Below are 18579 nucleotides of genomic sequence, written 5' to 3'. Positions count from 1 at the left end.
AGCGCTGCGGATAGCCGCAGGTCCGGCTCCCTCCCCCTCGCGGGGAGGGCCGGGGTGGGGGGTGCCAGGCGCTCGAACTGCGGGAGCAACCCATGTCTGACCACGACGAAAAATGGACTACCCTCGCCCAGAAGGAACTGCGTGACACGCCGCTCGCATCCCTCGACCGCGACTATGGCGACATTCCGATCAAGCCCGTCTACTTCGGCGAAGGCTCGGAAATTCCGGGCGTCGAGCCGTTCACCCGCGGCGTCCGCGCCACCATGTATGCCAACCGCCCCTGGACGATCCGCCAATATGCCGGCTTCTCCACCGCCCGGGAGTCGAACGCCTTCTACCGCCAGGCCCTGGAAAAGGGCCAGAAGGGCCTCTCGGTCGCCTTCGACCTCGCCACCCATCGCGGCTATGACAGCGACCATCCGCGCGTCGTCGGCGATGTCGGCAAGGCCGGTGTCGCCATCGACAGCGTCGAGGACATGAAAATCCTCTTCGACGGCATTCCGCTCGACCGCATGAGCGTCTCGATGACCATGAACGGCGCCGTCATCCCGGTGCTCGCCATGTTCATCGTCGCCGCCGAGGAGCAGGGGGTCAAGCAGGCCCAGCTCGAGGGGACCATCCAGAACGACATCCTCAAGGAGTTCATGGTCCGCAACACCTATATCTACCCGCCCGAGCCCTCCATGCGCATCGTGGGCGACATCATCGCCCACACCGCCCGGCACATGCCGCGCTTCAACTCCATCTCCATCTCGGGCTACCATATGCACGAGGCCGGGGCGACGGCCGTGCAGGAGCTGGCCTATACGCTGGCCGATGGCATGGACTATGTCCGCGCCGCCCAGGCCCGGGGCCTCGACATCGACGCCTTTGCCGGGCGCCTGAGCTTCTTTTTCGGCATCGGCATGAACTTCTTCCTCGAAGTCGCCAAGCTGCGGGCGGCGCGCCAGCTCTGGAGCCGGATCATGACCGATCTGGGGGCCAGGGACCCGCGCAGCAAAATGCTTCGCACCCATTGCCAGACGTCGGGCGTGTCCCTCACCGAGCAGGACCCGCACAACAATATCGTGCGCACCACCATCGAGGCGCTGGCCGCAACCCTGGGCGGCACGCAGTCGCTGCACACCAACAGTTTCGACGAGGCGATCGCGCTGCCCACCGAGTTTTCGAGCCGCATCGCCCGCAACACCCAGCTCATCCTGCAGCACGAATCCCGCATTACCGACGTGGTCGATCCCCTGGGCGGCTCCTACTACGTCGAAGCCCTCACCAGCCAACTCGTCGCCGGCGCCGAGGCGCTGATTGCCGAAGCCGAAGCCAAGGGCGGCATGACCGCCTTCGTGCAGTCCGGCGCGCCGAAACTCGCCATCGAGGAAGCCGCCGCCCGCCGCCAGGCCCGCGTCGATCGCGGCGAGGATGTCATCGTCGGCGTCAACCGCTACCGGGTCGAGATCGAGGAAGAGATCGAGGTTCGACAGATCGACAATGCCCGCGTGCGCGCCGAGCAGATTGCCCAGCTCGAGCGCATTCGCGCCACGCGCAACGAGGCGCAGTGCCAATCCATGCTGGCGGCCTTGCGCGAATATGCGGCGATGGACGAAGGCAATCTGCTCGAGGCGGCCATCGAAGCCGCCCGCGCCCGCGCCACGCTGGGCGAAATCTCGCAGGCCATGGAAGACGTGTTCGGCCGCTATCGCGCCGTCACCCAGGTCATTTCCGGGGTCTACGCGCAAAGCTATGGCGACGATCCGCAGCTCAAGGCCGTGGCCGAGCGCGTCGCCGCCTTCACCGCGACCCGCAGCCGACCACCCTCCATCTTCATCGCCAAGATGGGCCAGGATGGCCACGACCGCGGCGCCAAGGTCATCGCCTCCGCCTTCGCCGATCTCGGCTTTTCGGTGCACATGGGCGACCTCTTCGAAACCGCCCCGGAAGTGGCCGCGCATGCGGACGAACTCCGGGTGGATGCCGTGGGCGTCTCTTCGCTCGCGGCGGGCCACCTGACCCTGGTCCCGGAACTGGTCGCCGCGCTACGCGACCGCGGCCTCGACAGCGTCAGCGTCATCGTCGGCGGCGTCATCCCCGAGCCCGATTACGACGCCCTCTACGCCGCCGGCGTCGCCGCCATCTTCGGCCCCGGCACCAACGTCCTCGACGCCGCCTTCTCTGTACTCAACGAAATCGAGGGGAGGCTCTCCAATCGCTGAGCAACGCTTCTCTGCCGTCGCCCACAGAACGAGAAAGGCGCCCCCGATCCTTCGGAGACGCCTAATGCGACCAAAAGATGTTGAGTCGATACACCCCTGCAATCCGGGGCTCGGCAAAAAGCCTAGAGTCGGCCTGACCACGTTTCAAGAGTCGAATGTTGACCTCCGACCGCCAATCGTGAGTCGATTTCCACCATTTGGCCGCGTTTCTTGAGTCGATCCGCTGCCGTGGCGGAGGCGAGCTCCCGATGAGCCACAAAAGAAAAGGCCCGTCCCATTGAAGGGACGAGCCGGGGGACGCAGGCGCAAGCCTGGTTACCGAAGATGTGGATGTGCGCGTCCTTCAAGGGACGACATCGCTAAGGCAATCGCCTCCGCCGTCTGAGCCTCAAGCGGAGGCATCGGCGATCAAGCATTCATGTAACCCGGTCGAAGAGCACGACCGGCAAGCTGCGACATCCCGACGACTCGCTAAAAGGCCAAGGCTGGCGCAGACTCGTCGGAGTTCTCCTCACCATCTGCGACCAAGGTACGACCGGGACTCCAATCGGGCTCCTCTTCGAACTTCAGGATGACGCTGACACCGAGTCGATTGAGGACACGATAAAGTCGGTCCGAGCTGAACTCCTCGAAATGCCCGCGGACCATGCTGGAGATCTTGGGTTGAGCTATCCCGGTGATCGATGCTGCCTGCGCCTGAGTCAAGTTGCGCTCTCGAATGACACTGGCGATCTTCGCAACGATACGTGCCTTCGCCAGCTCCTCTTCAGGATTTTCCAAGCCGAGGTCCGCGAACACATTCCCGGTTCTGTAAGCGACAAGCTTCTCGTCCATCATTTTCTCCTGTATTTCGATCCGGGCATTTCGGTCGTCTCTTGCAATCGCACCGCTTCAGCGTATTCGGCCTTCATCTCCTGGATGACTTTCTGGCCTTCGGGTGAAGCACGGAAGTCCTTCAATCTCTTCAGCCGCCTGACGATCCTTTCGATATCCTTCTGCGGTGTGCTGATCCCAGAGCTGGATTTCTTGACGAAAACGTCGATCACCCAGATGCCCTCTTCGAATTCAACGGTCGCTGCCAACCTATAGGTGTTACCATCGGCTCCGTTGACGACGACCTTCGTGAGATGCGCGATCCTGTCGTCCTCGCCGAATCTCTTGATGTCTGGGCTCTCCTGCTCATCACCGTGCTGCAGAAGACTCAGCTTGTACCCGAACTCCCTTCGGACAGCCCTGGGTAGGTCAACGAGCTCACTGATCGACGGGGTCAACCAGCTCAGGGGCTTCTGTACTCCCGGCATATTTATACCTTTTACGGGATAAGGTCAAGTTCCTCGAAGGTTAAGGCTGGATCTGGCGAGACACCACGGCTGTCGTGCACCAAATCGGAACGTGCCAGCGGGATCAGCCCACCCCTCCTTGCGCACGGGCGATGCATCTGTTGCTTCCGGAGAGCCGGACCGCCAGAACACCACGCCCAAGTCGAACGGCTGGTCATTGGACCACACGTACGAGCCTGCATCATGACGATCGCCCTTGAACGGCATGCCTTCGGAGCTACGGGTGTTTCGTTGGTGACATCCGTGGCGATCGCGTACTCGAACTCGAGCTGCTGGTGGCCACCATCCTCAACGATCACGTGCTTGCTCGTCCGAGGGCGACGGATCTTCTTGCGGCGGAGCAACGAGGAGATGTGTTCCGCCGAGCCGGCAGCATCGAGGTCGGCCTCGAGGAACATGTCGGCCTGGGGAGCCTCGTGTGCCATGACCTTGGCCTCGGCTCGCCGGCGTTCGAGTTCATCCATTGGAGTTTCGCGTCCAGCCATGCTGGTCATGCCGCGCCCTTCCGCGAGGTGGCGAGCCAGCGCGTGACCTGTTCTCGGTCATAGAGGATACCGCGGTGCTCGCTGAGTTCGGCCACAGGCTCGATTCCGCCCTCCGCCAGCTTGCCTCGAACCCAGCGATAACCCACGCCGAGAAGGCGAGAGGCCTCGGCGGTGGAGAGATAGGTCCGGGCGGCCCGCACGACGTCGGCGCGGCGCAGGTTGCAGACACCGGACCCGTGCTTGGGCAACAGGTCGGCATCGATCATGCCGATCACCGTAGCCACCGTGATCCCCAGGATGTCGGCTGCCTCGGCACGGGTGACCATAGGCTCGACGGCGTCGCTGGTGCCAGCCTCACCGGCGACGGCTGCCACCACCTCCTCAAAGGAAGATGCCGCAAGCTTGACCAGGGTGGCGCTCAGGCGACCTGACACCTCGAACACGGCCAAACGGCCCGCCAGCACGGCATGGACGAGCGCAACCCACGGCTTTTCGCCAGCCGGCATCCGGTACATGGCCTTGCTGAGCCGGATATGGAAGCTGCCGGTGGGCCCGCTGCCGATCTTGGCTTCGATGTCGCGGATCAGGGCATCCACGGTGGAGCGGCGATATTGGTTCTTGCCGACCACCGTCAGCAGCACCGGCCCGGTCACCTTCTCGATCAGGCCTGCCTGCGCGAGCTGCGCAACGGCCCCCTTCGGGATGCCGAGGCGGAGGCCCACCGAGGAGGCGCTCTCGAGATCCGCCCGCAATGCCGCGAGGGCCGCGATCTCCTCCGCCACGAACAGCACCGGCCCCTTCTTCGTCCCAGGGGCACGATGATGCGTCAGCTCCGGTGTCTTGGCCAGGCGTTGGAAGAGCTTCAGGCGAATGCAGAAGCGTTCGGCAGCCTGCTGGGACGTGATCAGGTCGGTGCGACCGCGGTGCTCGGTCCGCCGCACGGTTACGCCGGCGGAGCTCGTCGCCATGTTGCGAAGGACCGCCTCCCGAACCACCTTGCGCACATTTTCGGTTAACGTCCGGTCCACAGTGAGCGCATAGACCTGTCCGAGTTCGGCCTTGATGCCGTAGAAGCCCGGGCGATCATGAGATGTGGCACGAGCCCGTTCGCACAAGCTATCGAAACCGGTACGCCAGTCCAGGATGGTCCGTCCGGCTTCCGCCAGGCGTTCGGGGGTGAACAGACGTTCGTAGTCGCTACGCGTGGTGGGCTTGGCCGGAGAGGTGACGGCCCTTTTCGGGTCCTGATCGAGGACCCCGACGATGGCCATGCACAGGTCGAAGATCTCGCCGCGGTCGAGGCCGGTCAGATCATCGTCCAATGCCGGAGCGAACCGTTCCCTAACCGCCCGGTCGGGGTCGACCAAGCCGGTGACGAAATCCAGTGCCGCCATGTCCTCGATCTCGACGAGCGGCTGCGGGAAGTCGCGGAGGTCGACCGCGGGCTGCACGAAACCTAGCTCGTCATTTCCCGCACAACGGTCGCAGAAGCACACGCCGTAGGTACGGGAGAACCCCAAGGAGGCGCCGCATACCGGGCATTCCGAGAGCAGCAGCTCCTTGGTGCGGGGATCGAATCCGATCGGCCTGAGTTGCCACATGGCGCGGATATAGGGCGCTTCGGCAAGCCCGCGGGGCGAGACGCGGCGGACCGGGCCCTCGCGATGCTTGGTGCGGATGGACGTGCCGAAGAAAAGGCAACGGCCATCGTCCGCGATGGGGTGGGTGGCACGCCGCAGCGACGCCACCTCCGTTCCAAGCAGTTCGGCGAGACCGGTGGCATCCACCTCATCGAGGCTGGCTGCGATGCTCGCCGGGTGCAACGTCTCGATATCGACGAGGGCCAGAACCTCCGAAGGGAAGCGGCGACCGTTCGCCGACGTCGCCCGGCAAAGGGCGCCGGCCAGGTGCTCGTCCTCCGCGATGCTTACGGGGATGGGCAGCCTGGGCATCAGACCAGCTCCAGGCTTTTGGAGGCCGAATGGAACGGGTTCTCGGCCAGCTCGCCGCGTCCCACGATGATGATGTCCACGGCTTCCTCGAGGTCCTTGCGGGTGAGCACCTTGTTGCCGCGGGTGAGTGCGAGGATGGTCGCCTTCTCGACGATGCGGCAGAGCAGACCGAGGCGACCCCGCGATGCGACATAGAGCCGGCTGGGGATGTCGTCGTGGACGAGCGGGGGCGGCTCCTCGAACAGGCCGGTCTCCTTGAGCTTGAGCGCCAGGCGCCCGCAGAAGGACATGAAGTCGAGGCGTTCCTTCTCCACCGCCCAGCGGGGAGTCTCGAAGTCGATCTCGTCGAGGACTCGACCCTTGAACTGTGTGCTCGCCATCACGAGATCGCGGGCCTGCAGGATGCCCATGAAGACCAAGGGGACTGACCCGCGGATCATCATGACCTTCAGGGTGTCGGCCACGTTCTGGTCGCGCGAATGGTCGAAGACGATGGGGTCGCCGGTTTCGGTGATCTTAATGCGCTTGTTCGCAAGGTGCTGCACTTCATCGATAATCAGCAGCTCGACCTCCAGCTTGGCGATCAACTTGTAGACCCTTCCCCAAAGCGTGGGCTTGGTGCCCTTGTCCGGATCCGGGTCCCCGAGGGCGATCAGGATATCCGTCGCCAAGCTCTTCGGGGTCGCCTGGGCGGACAGGGTCACGTGCACGACCTTCTTCTGCTTGCGGGCCAATTCGTCCGCATCCATGGCCGCCAGCGACGGGTCTTCCGTCACGAGGCGCGGCAGCACGGTATTGTGGATGTAGCTGCTCACCGTGTGGCTCTTGCCCGAATGGGACGGGGCGAAGATGCAGAGGCAACGGCGAGGCTTGCCGTTGTTCTTGGTCTTGGCGTGCGCCAGGCGGACGGCATCGAACTGCTCATGGGCCTTGGCGAGAGCATCGTGGGTGATGTGCAGGGATTCGAAGGTGGTCCAGACAGCACTGGTGATCATGGCGATGTTGGAGGGGGAGACGATCTTGTTCATGGTGTTTACTCCTGATCTGCAGCTGCGAGTTGGCGCAGGAAGTCCATAGGGTCGGACAAGGCGAAGTCTTCGGTGTGGGACGGGGCTCGGGACGCGAGGGCGACGACCGGAAGCTCCGGCGATCGGGCCTTGCCGGGGCTGTCGCGGGGCTTTTTCTCCCGCTTGGGCTTCCCGCGATCGCGCCCGATGGAGGGGATACGGTCGTCGGTCCGGTGGATCGCCGCCGTGTCGTGGCGAACGTCGGCACTCCCGTCAGGCGTCGCCTGCACCGCTTGCTCGATGACACGGTCGCCCGGGACGAGACTTGGGGCCTTGTCGATTTCGGCGGCACGCTTGCGGGCCTTGCCGAAACCTTCGATCGGCAGCTGTGAGCGGATCATACGGTTGTAGGCGGCCCTCGCCGCGATCATCGCGTCCTCGTCATGGAAGGCGATGCTCTGGGCGGTGGCGAAGGCTTCGACCGCCTCGACCACCTTCCAGCTGGTGCCCTGCGTGTAGCGGGATTTCACATTGGGCATCCTGACCGACTTGCGGCGGTCGAAGTCCCAGATCATCACGTAGCTGGCGTCGACGCGGTCGCACGTGACGTAAACGTCGACGTTGCCCGTCTTGTGGAAGGACCCCTTGACGTGCTTCTTGCGCCCGTACTTGAGCAGGCGGTTGAGCAGCTCGGAGGTGATCTCGGGATCGTGGAAGCGCTGGCCATCGACGGCCACACCCTGCGGGGTGAGGACGCACCGCTTGCCCTGGCCGAGAAGACCGTCGAACAAGGCAGGATCGTCGACGGTGGCCCGTGACTTGTTCTGAATCCCCTGGGCCCACTTCTGCGCCGGGGCACAGCCGATTTCCGCGTTGGGCTCGAGGTGGCGAACGTGCACCAGGTGGTGCCACATCAGGTATTCCAACTGGCGGATCGTATGGGCCGAGTTGACGCGGTTGTCGATGCCCAGCTTGGCCCGGAGTTGCGGGGTGAGCGGGATGCCTCCCGGGAGGCGGTGCCAGACATGCTCGTTGAGGTCGTCGAACGCCTGCTCGACCACGGCCTTGAACTGGGGCGTGCGGATGGGTGCCCAAATCACCGAGATGCCGGCAGCTTCGCAGGTGGCCTGGAAGGACATGCCGACGAATTCCCAGCCGTTGTCGACGATGATGCACTTGGGCTTGCCCCAACCGTCGCAGGCACCCTTCACCTCGCCGAATTCGTCGACCAGAAAGTCCTTGAAGCGGATCACCTGCTTGAGGCAGAGGTTGACCGTGTAAATGGAGGGCGGCTCGTAGGTGAGCACCGCGCCCACGCGCATGCGGGTGAAAACGTCCACCGCGAGCGTGAGGGTGGGCTTCTCGACCAGGAGGATGTTGCCGTCCTCGTCCTCCACCAAGGCCCAGCAGTCCACGATCGTGTGATCGAACGTCACGTATTCGAGCGGACGCGTCGCCTCGATGTGCTTGCCGCGACCGCGGAAGCGGGCGTCGGCGGCAAGCTGCCCATAACGCTCCTTCCAGCGGTACCAGTCTTCGGCGAGGTTGATCCAGAGACGAACACATTCCTTGGACGGCTTGCGCAAGGAAGGGGGCACCGGCAGCCGCTTGGCCTTCAGGCCGTTGATCTCGGAGTTGATGGCGTCCCAGAAGTCATTGCGGACCTCGTGCAGCGGCTTCTTGTCCGGGTGCCAGTAGGCCTGCACCATCTTGTCGGCCTCGCGGATGACCGCGGGGTGCCAGCGGCGGAGCTTGTCGTGCTTGCCGTAGTCGTAGAAGAACGCGGAGAGCGGGCGGGACTGGAAGACCCCGCACTGGTCGATGGCCCGCAGCAGGGTCGGTGCAGAAGGGATGAAGGTGACGCCGTTGCGGCGCGCCTCCGCTTCCTTGGACTGGATGAAGTCCCGGATGCCGGCATGGCCGCGGGTGAGCAGCGGCTTCTCGTCAGCCTCCACCACGAACCAGCGGACGTCCTTCGCATGGTTGAAGATCTCGACCTTCTTCAGGCGGCGCGACTGCTCCGTCACGGTGATGCCGGTTTCCTCGGGATCGAGCAGGTTGGTCGGGTCGACATCCCCGAGCTCGAGCGGGCTCTTCCGGGTCCGTAGCTTCACCGGAACCCGTACGGCCCTGCCGTCCGAACGCATGCGCTTGAAGAGCGGGACAGCGACCGTGAAATCGGGGCAGTCGGCACGCTCGAAGACAAGCAGACCGCGCATGTCCATGCGGACGAACCGGGCAGCCCAAGTCTTGTCGGGGCCTTCCTTGATCCAGTAGACGTCGTCCTTCTCGAGGTCGAAGTCGATCCTGGGCAGGTTCATGCCATTGAAGCTCATCGACGCATGACTCCATAAAGGTCCTTGCCGTCGCCGACGAGGCGGACACGGGTGTCGGGACGCAGGTCGTTGTCGAGACCGATGTGAACGACGCGGCGCACATGCAGGGCCGCGGCCTTGGCCATGCCGACGGGGCGACCGCCCAGCGCACGAACCAGGCCGGCAAGATCGGCGTAAGGTGCGGCCACGTATTCGGCGGCGACCCGCACATCCTCGGCATCGACCGAGGTGTCGTGGTCGAGACCGATCTCACGGACGGAATAGGCGATGTCGTGCATGGCGATGTCGGACTGGCGGACGGTGACGAAGCCCCAGCCGAGCCGGTGGTAGACTTCCCGCGTCAGAGTCAGCTTGGCCTTGTAGTCACTCTCGTCGGCACGACGGTCCCTGTCGGTCTTCACCTCGACCAACATCGCCATGTTCACGCCGTCCGCCATGTGCGGGCGCCATTCCGCGACGGCCTGGTCGAACGGAACACCGTTCAGCAGCACCTCGCCGAACGCGCGATCGACCTCGATCCGGGCATCGGGAAAGTACACCCAGCGCTTGGCGCTGCCCACGACCTGCATCTCGAGCCGGTGGGGCTGCGCCAGGAAACGATGCACCGCGGTCGCCACCTCGCAGAGCTGCATGAAGGGATACTCGCCCTCCATGCTTTCCCATGGCGAACTGCGGAAACCGCCCTTGACCATGTAATGGCGACCGGTCGGCTTGCGGTGCCGCCCGTTGATGATGGTGCGGACGGGACCGCCGTCGTCGGCAACGAAGATGTGGGCCACGACCAGTTCGCGGTCCATGCGGAGTTGACGACTCACGTCGAGCCGTTCCTTCTTACGGGGCCGACGCGACAGGGCATCGGGCACGGGGGCATCGAAGGCGATGTTGTTTTCCGGATCGCCGGGGGATTCAGGCATGAGTTCTCCTACTCACGCCCGGAGAAGCTTGACGCGGGGCTGCGTCCAGCAGATACTCCTGAGCGTGGTTCGGGCCGTAAGGCCGGTTCCATGGCAATGGGCCGGAGGGTCCATTGTGTTAGCGGATCGGCCGTGAGGCCGGTTTGTAGCGGGTCGGCCGTGAAGCCGGTTCGTGGCGACGGACCGAGAGTTCTGTCGTGGTGTGCACGGTCGGCTGTGAGGCCGGTTTCGCAACGGGCCGTAGGTCCATTGCAGTGCTTGGACGAACCCCTTTTGCTTGCAGGCTGGGTGGGGTCGTCGGTATTTTCAACGCCCTGGAGAAATCCGGGGCGTTTTCATTTTCTGGTATTCTCTTCGGACTAGGCTCCGTTCGAATCCGCCATCATCATCTGCGGAAGAACCTAGGGTTGAAAAGGCCCTCCACGATTTTTTCTGGTGAGGGCGCACCCGGAATGGTGGAGTCTGGACTCTACCTTATGTCAATTTTTTAATGTGTTACTTTAAGAGCGAGGCCTGGATCCGGCGGTCGGTGTCGGATTGAGACTCGACCGTGCCAGTCGGGTCTGGTGATGCCTTGAGGGGCGCTTCCGACAGCCGGTTCCCTGATTCGCCGATCCAATGTTGACACCGGAAAAAACGAAGATTTCGAGTGTCCACAGAATTCACATTTTGTTGCTGAAAAGTCACACCGGGATGCGCTCAGTAACGCTTGCGAGGCATGGAGGCAGAGCTTTCAGACCCTGTTTTGGTGTCGACGATCGCCAGGATGTCATCGCGGTTGACGGTTCTTCGCGCCAGCAATGCGTCAGATAGCCTGCAGAGCGCATCCCGATTCGCGGTGAGCGTCTTCAGGGACCTGTCGGCCAGAATGCCGAGTCGGGTCTCGACTGCATGGCAGGCGATGGGGTCGCGCATGAGGTGCAGCATCACCTCATCGGGTTCGCAGCGCCAACGTGGCGTGCCGTCGATCAGGCCGAGAGTGAGGTAAGCGACCGCCAACGTCTGAACCGCCAGCGCCAGGTCGCTCGAGCCGGAACCGCCCGCACCCGAGCTGGGGGAGCCATAGATGAGAATCTCGGCTGCCCGTCCGGCCAGAAGCATCTCCACCCTGTTCTCGAGTTCGACAATGGTCTCGATTCGCGTTCCTGGTACCGCCAGTTGGGTGTGACCGCCGCTGTTGGCGCCGGCACCACCGGGTTCGATTGTGACCAGGTTCAGGCTCTCGGGCATGTGCAGTGCGGCAAGGAGGGCATGGCCGGACTCGTGGACGGCGATACGCCTCGCCACTTCGGGCGATGTTTCCCCGCCGGGCATCAGGACCGACTTGAGGTCGTCGAGCGTGATCTCTTGGTCGGCGCGGCGGGCCCGGCGGCGGGCGCTGCGGACGACATCCATGATGTCCGCACCCGTCATCGCGCGACTGGCGCAGATCGCGGCGACGTCGCCGAGGTCGGCACCAGGGAGTGCCGAGCCGAGGTGATGCCGGAGGATGCGCACTGCTCCATCCGGACCTGGCGGACCCAGGAAAACGGCTCGTTCGAGGCGCCCGTTTCGTAAGATGGCGGGCGAAATCGCATGCAGCCGATTTGTCGCTCCGACCACGATGACGCCGGCCCTCTCGGCCACCGCACCGTCCAATGCAATCAAGAAATCGGCGACGACCGGAGCCCAATAATCCCTATTCTTGCTGTCAGTGGCATCAAGATTAGGCACCTGGTCCAGCTCATCCAGGAACAATAGGCATGGCGCGGCGGATCTCGCCCGCTCGAATAGATCGCGCTGTGCGCGAATGACAGTATCAAGATAGCCGGTTGTACTGGCGAACAGGTCGGCAATGCTGCCGATGACAACCGGAATGCCGAGATATTGCCCCAACGACCGGGCGTATGTGGTCTTGCCCGTGCCCGGCGGGCCATGGAGGACAATACCGCGGTCGACGTCGGCCCACCCGATCCGGTGTGCGGCGACGTCTGCCAGGTCGATCTTGAGGTCCTGCGCCCAGAGACGAGCGTCACCGAATTCGACAGCCTCCTCCATCGAGGGCAGGACCTCGTCGCCGCGGGTCATCCCGGTCTTGTTGGCGATGGCCCGGCCAAGCTTCTCCACCACGCCGGCGGCATCCGCCTGGAAGGAAACGAGGGAGCAGATCTCGTCGAAGTCGAGGGCGCCGACGTTGAGTGCATCGAGGCCGCGGGGAACCGGACCGGTGCAGACGCTCCGAAGGAAACTCCGCAACAAGGCAGGGTCCGGAGCGGGCACGGTCACCGTCACGGATGCCACGGTGCGCAGCAACGGTGGAAGGGTAGACGGCGTGACCGCCACCCCGACCACCACGTGACCGGCTTCCAGATGGAACTTGACCGCCTTGCGGTCGTCCTTAGCCGCCTTCGGACCGCCGGGGTAAACCGAATGGACCGTGTCGTGCAGCTCCGCAATGGCCTCGCCGATCGGCTCCTGCCATTCCGTTGAGGGCACTACGACCACCAGGTGCCCGCTCGTGCCCTTGGCCAACGCGTTGCGCACCGACTTGGGGAGAGTGCGCTCGACCACGAGATCGGCCAGCCGCTCCTGGATCGTGCGCTCGTCCTTGGTGTTCTTAATCGTCCTCATCTCATGCTGCTCCTCGGGGAAAACCAAATCGTCGAGCTCACCCATGCTGTTTCTCCCCGGTGCGGCGCGGCTCGAGCAGGTAGTACCGGCTCATCGTCCTCGCCCAGCGTTCGTCCCCGTCGATGGCGAAAAGCTCGGAAGTGATCGCAGGGCGATGGTCCGCGATCCTCGGGTGTCCTTTGACCGTGCCGACCAGGGCGATGCCGGAGCGCGACAGCACGCCCCATTCCCCGAGCGTGGGCGCCTCCGCCAGTTGCGCGGCAGACGGAGCGTGACCGGATGCAAGCCGGCGAAGGTCCGCCGCCAAGGCTTCGAGTCGATCCGCGGTGGCGAGGGGATCGGCGCCTAAAAAGTTCACGGCCTGGTGGCGCCGGCTCATAGCGGCTGCACCAGGTGCACTTCGGTGGCGGGAAGGATCGGCTTGTCGAGGTCGACATAGAGGCCGCCTTCGACGACCAGGGCCATTATGGCCGAGATCGGCTCCTCCCCGCGTACCATCACCGCCAGGTCCAGCAAAGGTGCGCTGCCGCCGTTGTCGATCAGGTGGGCCAACAGCTTCATGCGGTCGGTCAAGCCGATCTCGGCACCTTCGGCACCCGCGATCATCATGGCGTTGGTCAGGCGGGGCTCGCGGCGGATGAACGATTCCGGCACCAGCACGATCGTGTGGCCCATGGTTGCGGCCAGTGCCTTCAGTTCCAAGAAGGCATGCCTGCCATGGCCGCGCCAGGCCGCGTTGCAAACGCAGACCAGGTAGACCTCGCGCCGGCCAAGGGCGACCTTGATGGCGGTGAAGTCCTCCGCGGCGATCATGAGATCATCGGCCAGGTCGTCAGGCACCCGATCGTCGGTGAGGCGCCTGACCGAAGGGTGGACCAGGACCAGGGCCTCCGCGGACTGGCGCAGGGAACGACGGCGTCGTCCGGAGGTAGCGCCGGCATGGGCAGGGCCGGACGGTAGGCGTGCAGCATCGGCATCGAGCATGCGAGGTCTCCATGTTGAACGAAAACGGTGAGTTCGAGAGCGAAGACGAGCTGGCGTCTAGGTCGCCGGGTCGGTCATGATCTCGTAGGGCAGTCCGTAGGACTTGAGCATGTGCCCGAGGTCCCGGACTTTGAAGGTCATGGGGTCCGTTCCGGCAGGAAAGCGGATGAACCCGCCGTCTTCGGCTTCGACGATCTCCAGCTCATGGCGGTCGAAGCCGGCGCGATAGATCAGTTGCGACAGCAAGGCCTGTGCTTCCGACGAAGCATTCGTCGCGTTTGCGGGCATGAGGTTTCCTCCGGCTCGAAAGCTCGAGACCATCAAGAAGGTCGATGACGCGGACGGATCAGAAGACGCAGTCGTGACCGGTGAGCAGCTGCATCGCCCGGCATCCAACGGGATCCCCGACGTGCTTGTCGTAGCAGGCCAGGTCGACGCCCATCCGCACCGGATCGCGGATCAACTCGATCAAGATGCGGGCCTTCTCGCTGGTGGCGTCCCGGACGGGAAGCATGGCTATGGCGCGTTGTGGAAGGAGCACGCAGGGCCTACCGCACTTCTCCATGGACCCCTTCAGCGCCAGAAGGAGCTTCATGGCTTCAGGACGGAACCAGTGACGTGAGGGAACGCCGACCAAGGTCACCGGTCGCTCGTCGAGCATGGCCTGGCAGGTCGCCAACGAGGCAGCCTCCAGCCCCAAGGACACAGCGAAATGGGTGACGAGGGGATCCGAGCCGATCACGGCCACTTCGTCCAGCCGGGAGAGCGAGTCGAACAGGATGGACGAAAGCTTCCGCCGGGTATCCCGGTGGCGCAGCGTACGGGATTTCGATTTAAGGTCTTGGGGACGCACGAACAAAGACACAGGTTCACTCCCTGCATGCTACGAACAGGCCGAACACGATGAATATTCAGGACGTCGTGCGGGCTATGCACGCGGGGGAAGGTCTTGTTGTGGTGCCTGATCGATGGGCACCTGCGGCTTCCAATGCTCTAGTCACTATAGGTATTTACGGCGGGAGTCAAGCCGCAATGTACATTTTGTGCAACGAACGCCGATTGCGTTAAGTTTCGGTTATCATCAGAACGATTCGGAACGGCGTCTTGAGCCAACAGCAGCACCATCCAACTCCCGCCCAGATCCGGGCAGGACGAGCCCTCGTCGACTGGAGTCAGCAGGAGCTTGCGGGGCATAGCGGCATCGGTCGCCGGACCGTGGCGGCCTACGAGAACGGTGGCAACAGGGTGATGCCCACCAGCGTCGTGGCCATGAAAGAGGCTTTGGAGCGTGCCGGCATCAGGTTCAGTGGCGAAGACGAACCCGAAGGCGTGCATCGGGTCCCTGCTAGCCGTGAGATTCCCGATCGTGACGTGAGGTGACGCTGGGATGGGCGTTATCCCTCGGCAATGAGGCGACGAACTTTGGCCAGCCTGACCTCGAAGCCTTCCTCGGCAGCAAGGGTGCCGAAGAAGCGACCGTCCGCCGTCACCAGCTGGATCGATGCCTGGTGCTCCATCTGGTAGTCGCCGTCTTCGGTGGGCACCTTCTCAAAGAAGATATAGCGGTCGCGGGTCATCTTGGTGACTTCGTCGAGTTCGCCGGTCAGGCCGGCGATGCGAGGGTCGAAGTACTCCACATAGTCCTTCATGATCTCCGGCGTGTCCCGCTCCGGATCGACGGAGACGAAGACGACCTGCAGCTTGTCCGCATCCGGTCCGAGCGCCTCGAGGATGGCCGACATCTCGGCCAGGGCAGTGGGGCAGACGTCGGGGCAATGGCTGAAGCCATAGAAAAACGCCGAAGGCCTGCCGAGGAAGTCGGCCTGCGTGAACGGAGCGCCGTCCTGGTTCACCAACGAAAAGGGCTTGGCATAGATGGCTTCCCCAGCGTTCGCTGGCGCGAACCGGGGGCCAAAAGCCAGGAAGGCAGCGCCGGCAGCTGCGATCGCCACCAGCAGCCAAAGGATACCTCGAAGCCTGCGCAAGCCGGTCATTGGCCGTGACCTTCATGAGCAGCGCCGGATCCGGTGGACCGCTCCTCCACCTTGAACGTAACGTCGATGCGACCAGCCTTCTCGAACACCAGCGTCGCCGGCACCTCGTCGCCGGCGCGGTACCGCTCGACAGGTTGGACGAACATGGCATGCATGCCGTTGTCCAACCAAACGGTCTCACCGGCGGGGATGACGAGGCCTTCCTTCATGGGCTGCATGCGCGCGATGCCATCGGTCACGGTCGACCGATGAATCTCCACCTTCTCGGCAGCGCTGCTCTCGATGGCGACGAGGCGGTCATCGGTGTCGCCCATGTTCTGGATGGAGAGGTATCCGCCGAGTACCGGCGCGTTCGGCGGGGCCTCCTCGATCATGGGATGGTCGAGATAGATCGAACCTTGCGTGAAGTCATGGGCGAATCCGCTCCCTGCCGTAAGGATGCCGATCAAGGCGATGGTGACAAATAGCTTCATGTGGTCCGATCCCTTTTCCTGGAGAATACCGCCTCGACAGGTCAGACGGAATGCGACCGGCTGCCCCGCCAGGCCAGGAGGCGCATGGCGTTCGCAGTTACCAGCACGGTTGCACCCGTGTCCGCAAGGATGGCAGGCCAAAGGCCGGTCACGCCGATGACAGTCGTCACGAGGAACACGGCCTTGAGCCCGAGCGCCAGGGTGATGTTCTGCCCGATGTTCGCCATCGTCGCTTTCGACAAGTTGATCATGTCGGCGATGTCAGTTACGCGGCCATGCAGCACTGCGGCATCGGCAGTCTCGAGCGCCACGTCGGTGCCGCCGCCCATAGCGATGCCGACATCGGCGGCAGCCAGTGCCGGTGCGTCGTTGATGCCATCGCCCACCTTGGCCACGACCTTGCCTTGCGATTGAAGCTCTCGAACGATCCGCTGCTTGTCCTCCGGTAGGAGGCCGGCGCGCACGTCCATGCCGAGCGAGGCACCGATGGCACTGGCGGTGCGCTGGTTGTCGCCGGTGAGCATCACCGTTCCCACTCCGGCGTCCCTCAGCGCCTGCAAGCCGGGTTTGGCATCGGCACGCGGCTCATCCCGAATTGCGAAGATGCCCGCGAGGGAGTCGTTTGCGAGGAGCACGGAGACGGTCTTGCCCTCGTCGTTGAGGGCGGTGATGCGGGTGCGCACGTCTTCCGGAATGGTGGTGCGCTCCGCGGCTGCCTCAACCGAACCGAGGAAGGCCTTGTCGGTGCCGATGCTGCCGGTGACGCCCTTACCGGGAACCGCGGCAAGATCGAAACCCGGAGGCACGGGTGCCTTGTCCGCCTTGGCCCTGGCGAGAATGGCGAGGGCGAGCGGATGGCTCGAACCCGTCTCGAGCGCCGCAGCCATCGAAAGCACCTGGGTCTCGCTGCGGCCGATGGCCAAGATATCGGTGACCTTCGGCTTCCCTTCGGTCAGCGTACCGGTCTTGTCCATGGCGACCATGGTGATGGTGCGGAGCTGCTCGAGTACCGCCCCGCCCTTGAGCAGCAACCCGCGACGGGCACCGGCAGACAGGGCCGCAGCGATGGCGGCAGGGGTGGAGATCACCAGCGCGCAGGGGCAGCCAATCAGAAGGATGGCGAGGCCCTTGTAGACCCACTCGCTCCAGGATGCGCCCATCAGCAGCGGCGGCACAGTGGCGACCAAGGCGCCGACCAGCAGAACGCCGGGCGTGTAGATCTTGGAGAACCGATCGATGAAGCGCTCGGTCGGTGCCTTGGATTCCTGTGCCTCCTCCACCAGGGCGATGACCCTGGAAATGGTGTTGTCGGCAGCGGCAGCGGCGACGCGCACCCTGATGGCGGTGTCGGTGTTGATGGTGCCGGCGAAAACAGTGTCGCCGACGCCCTTGCTCTTGGGGACGCTTTCACCGGTGACCGGTGCCTCGTCGATGGCACCGCGGCCCTCGACGATCGCGCCATCCGCCGGGATGCGGTCGCCGGGGCGCACCAGCACCACCTGCTTCAGGGCAAGACTTGATGCCTGGACTTCACGAACCCCGTCGCCATCGACCAGCAGCGCCGTCTTGGGCACCAGATCGGCCAGACCCTTGATGCTGGCACGGGCCCGGCCAGCTGCGAAGCCTTCCAGCATTTCCCCGACGAGGAAAAGCAGGACAACCGTAGCCGCTTCTTCCGTGGCGCCGATGACCACAGCTCCCATGGCGGCGATCGACATCAGCGTTTCGATGGAGAACGGGCTGCCGGCCATGGCGCCGGCGACGGCACGGCGACCGATCGGGACCAAGCCCACCAGTAGCGCGACCAGGAACGCCCAGTGCCCGACATCCGGGACGACCCGGCCCACGAGGTAGGCCAGCAGCAGTGCGATGCCGCAGGACGCCGTCAAGATCGCCTTTCGTGTGCGCCACCACGGTATGCCCTCGTCGGCATCCTCGTCGCCATGCAGATGAAGATGACTGTCGCCTGCCTGATCGTCATGATCGCCATGGCCGTCGCGATGCTGGTCCACGGGTCGCGCAGTGGATGTGCTCTGCAGCTGGCGAGTCGGATAGCCAAGGTTGGAGACACGTCGGGCAAGATCGGCAAGATCGGCGGCGTCCGAGTGCTTCACCGACATGGTGCCCGACACGACGGACACGGATACGTCCTCAACTCCTTCAACGCGACGTGCCGCCGTATCCACCTTTGAAGCACAGCTGGCGCAATCCATGCCTTCCACCTTGAAGCGGGTGGTTTCGATCCTTGCGTCCATCGGCAGCGACTCCTTGAATTCT

Annotated in this window: 17 protein-coding genes; 2 read left to right on the top strand and 15 right to left on the bottom strand. The window is 64.0% G+C overall.

What is annotated here, in order from left to right:
* Positions 1-77: 77 nt before the first annotated feature.
* Positions 78-2207, top strand: a complete 2130-nt coding sequence (gene scpA, locus IC608_RS01330; protein WP_428054736.1) for a methylmalonyl-CoA mutase — start codon at positions 78-80, stop codon at positions 2205-2207.
* Positions 2208-2678: 471 nt separating this feature from the next.
* Here the strand turns inward: scpA and IC608_RS01325 are convergent, their stop codons facing one another.
* The 12 genes from IC608_RS01325 to IC608_RS01270 form a co-directional block, all read right to left on the bottom strand.
* Positions 2679-3041 (bottom strand): helix-turn-helix domain-containing protein, encoded by a 363-nt coding sequence (locus tag IC608_RS01325; RefSeq protein WP_210316170.1) that lies wholly within the window; start codon positions 3039-3041, stop codon positions 2679-2681.
* Positions 3041-3478, bottom strand: coding sequence for a type II toxin-antitoxin system RelE/ParE family toxin (locus IC608_RS01320; RefSeq protein WP_210316169.1), 438 nt, complete (start codon positions 3476-3478; stop codon positions 3041-3043). Before IC608_RS01320 ends, IC608_RS01325 begins: the two co-directional genes overlap by 1 nt.
* Before the next feature lie 41 nt (positions 3479-3519).
* The gene (locus tag IC608_RS01315; RefSeq protein ID WP_191772230.1) at positions 3520-4041 is read right to left on the bottom strand and encodes a hypothetical protein; all 522 of its coding nucleotides are present in this window, start codon (positions 4039-4041) and stop codon (positions 3520-3522) included.
* A complete protein-coding gene (locus IC608_RS01310; RefSeq protein ID WP_191772229.1) occupies positions 4038-5984 on the bottom strand; it encodes a hypothetical protein in 1947 nt (648 codons plus the stop codon). Before IC608_RS01310 ends, IC608_RS01315 begins: the two co-directional genes overlap by 4 nt.
* Positions 5984-7012, bottom strand: a complete 1029-nt coding sequence (locus tag IC608_RS01305; RefSeq protein ID WP_191772228.1) for an AAA family ATPase — start codon at positions 7010-7012, stop codon at positions 5984-5986. Before IC608_RS01305 ends, IC608_RS01310 begins: the two co-directional genes overlap by 1 nt.
* Before the next feature lie 5 nt (positions 7013-7017).
* Positions 7018-9327, bottom strand: coding sequence for an integrase catalytic domain-containing protein (locus IC608_RS01300; RefSeq protein WP_191772227.1), 2310 nt, complete (start codon positions 9325-9327; stop codon positions 7018-7020).
* Positions 9324-10241, bottom strand: coding sequence for a hypothetical protein (locus IC608_RS01295; protein ID WP_191772226.1), 918 nt, complete (start codon positions 10239-10241; stop codon positions 9324-9326). Before IC608_RS01295 ends, IC608_RS01300 begins: the two co-directional genes overlap by 4 nt.
* Before the next feature lie 699 nt (positions 10242-10940).
* Positions 10941-12896, bottom strand: coding sequence for an AAA family ATPase (locus IC608_RS01290; RefSeq protein WP_191772225.1), 1956 nt, complete (start codon positions 12894-12896; stop codon positions 10941-10943).
* Positions 12889-13230, bottom strand: a complete 342-nt coding sequence (locus IC608_RS01285) for a DUF6634 family protein (RefSeq protein ID WP_191772224.1) — start codon at positions 13228-13230, stop codon at positions 12889-12891. Before IC608_RS01285 ends, IC608_RS01290 begins: the two co-directional genes overlap by 8 nt.
* Positions 13227-13835 carry a hypothetical protein gene (locus IC608_RS01280; protein ID WP_191772223.1) on the bottom strand — a complete coding sequence of 203 codons (609 nt, stop codon included), beginning with the start codon at positions 13833-13835 and terminating at the stop codon, positions 13227-13229. The genes IC608_RS01285 and IC608_RS01280 overlap by 4 nt, the downstream gene beginning before the upstream one ends.
* 57 nt (positions 13836-13892) lie before the next feature.
* Positions 13893-14123, bottom strand: a complete 231-nt coding sequence (locus tag IC608_RS01275; RefSeq protein ID WP_191772222.1) for a hypothetical protein — start codon at positions 14121-14123, stop codon at positions 13893-13895.
* Positions 14124-14181: 58 nt separating this feature from the next.
* A complete protein-coding gene (locus tag IC608_RS01270; RefSeq protein WP_191772221.1) occupies positions 14182-14700 on the bottom strand; it encodes a hypothetical protein in 519 nt (172 codons plus the stop codon).
* 239 nt (positions 14701-14939) lie between these two features.
* Between IC608_RS01270 and IC608_RS01265 the strand changes: the two genes are divergently transcribed.
* The gene (locus IC608_RS01265; protein WP_191772220.1) at positions 14940-15215 is read left to right on the top strand and encodes a helix-turn-helix domain-containing protein; all 276 of its coding nucleotides are present in this window, start codon (positions 14940-14942) and stop codon (positions 15213-15215) included.
* Between the two features lie 14 nt (positions 15216-15229).
* On the opposite strand, the gene IC608_RS01260 is transcribed toward IC608_RS01265, so the two are convergent.
* Genes IC608_RS01260 through IC608_RS01250 form a run of 3 tightly spaced genes read right to left on the bottom strand, consistent with a single transcriptional unit; the run spans position 15230 to position 18557 of the window.
* The gene (locus IC608_RS01260; RefSeq protein ID WP_035083871.1) at positions 15230-15829 is read right to left on the bottom strand and encodes an SCO family protein; all 600 of its coding nucleotides are present in this window, start codon (positions 15827-15829) and stop codon (positions 15230-15232) included.
* Positions 15826-16302: a copper chaperone PCu(A)C gene (locus IC608_RS01255; RefSeq protein ID WP_191772219.1), complete on the bottom strand. Its 477-nt coding sequence runs from the start codon at positions 16300-16302 to the stop codon at positions 15826-15828. Before IC608_RS01255 ends, IC608_RS01260 begins: the two co-directional genes overlap by 4 nt.
* Positions 16303-16343: 41 nt before the next feature.
* Entirely contained in the window at positions 16344-18557 is a 2214-nt protein-coding gene (locus IC608_RS01250; protein ID WP_191772218.1) for a heavy metal translocating P-type ATPase, read from the bottom strand.
* Between the last annotated feature and the right edge of the window lie 22 nt (positions 18558-18579).

Origin of the sequence: Devosia oryzisoli, from assembly GCF_014837245.1 — a bacterium.
GTDB lineage: Bacteria > Pseudomonadota > Alphaproteobacteria > Rhizobiales > Devosiaceae > Devosia > Devosia oryzisoli.
The sequence above is the reverse complement of the archived record's forward strand: the minus strand, read 5'-3'. Positions and strand labels throughout refer to the sequence as shown.

Excerpts from the sequence above, each read along its gene's own strand:
- IC608_RS01325 (WP_210316170.1), bottom strand. The coding sequence starts at position 3,041 with ATGGACGAGAAGCTTGTCGCTTACAGAACCGGGAATGTGTTCGCGGAC.
- IC608_RS01315 (WP_191772230.1), bottom strand. The coding sequence starts at position 4,041 with ATGACCAGCATGGCTGGACGCGAAACTCCAATGGATGAACTCGAACGC.
- IC608_RS01310 (WP_191772229.1), bottom strand. The coding sequence starts at position 5,984 with ATGCCCAGGCTGCCCATCCCCGTAAGCATCGCGGAGGACGAGCACCTG.
- IC608_RS01305 (WP_191772228.1), bottom strand. The coding sequence starts at position 7,012 with ATGAACAAGATCGTCTCCCCCTCCAACATCGCCATGATCACCAGTGCT.
- IC608_RS01300 (WP_191772227.1), bottom strand. The coding sequence starts at position 9,327 with ATGAGCTTCAATGGCATGAACCTGCCCAGGATCGACTTCGACCTCGAG.
- IC608_RS01295 (WP_191772226.1), bottom strand. The coding sequence starts at position 10,241 with ATGCCTGAATCCCCCGGCGATCCGGAAAACAACATCGCCTTCGATGCC.
- IC608_RS01290 (WP_191772225.1), bottom strand. The coding sequence starts at position 12,896 with ATGGGTGAGCTCGACGATTTGGTTTTCCCCGAGGAGCAGCATGAGATG.
- IC608_RS01285 (WP_191772224.1), bottom strand. The coding sequence starts at position 13,230 with ATGAGCCGGCGCCACCAGGCCGTGAACTTTTTAGGCGCCGATCCCCTC.
- IC608_RS01280 (WP_191772223.1), bottom strand. The coding sequence starts at position 13,835 with ATGCTCGATGCCGATGCTGCACGCCTACCGTCCGGCCCTGCCCATGCC.
- IC608_RS01275 (WP_191772222.1), bottom strand. The coding sequence starts at position 14,123 with ATGCCCGCAAACGCGACGAATGCTTCGTCGGAAGCACAGGCCTTGCTG.
- IC608_RS01260 (WP_035083871.1), bottom strand. The coding sequence starts at position 15,829 with ATGACCGGCTTGCGCAGGCTTCGAGGTATCCTTTGGCTGCTGGTGGCG.
- IC608_RS01255 (WP_191772219.1), bottom strand. The coding sequence starts at position 16,302 with ATGAAGCTATTTGTCACCATCGCCTTGATCGGCATCCTTACGGCAGGG.
- IC608_RS01250 (WP_191772218.1), bottom strand. The coding sequence starts at position 18,557 with ATGGACGCAAGGATCGAAACCACCCGCTTCAAGGTGGAAGGCATGGAT.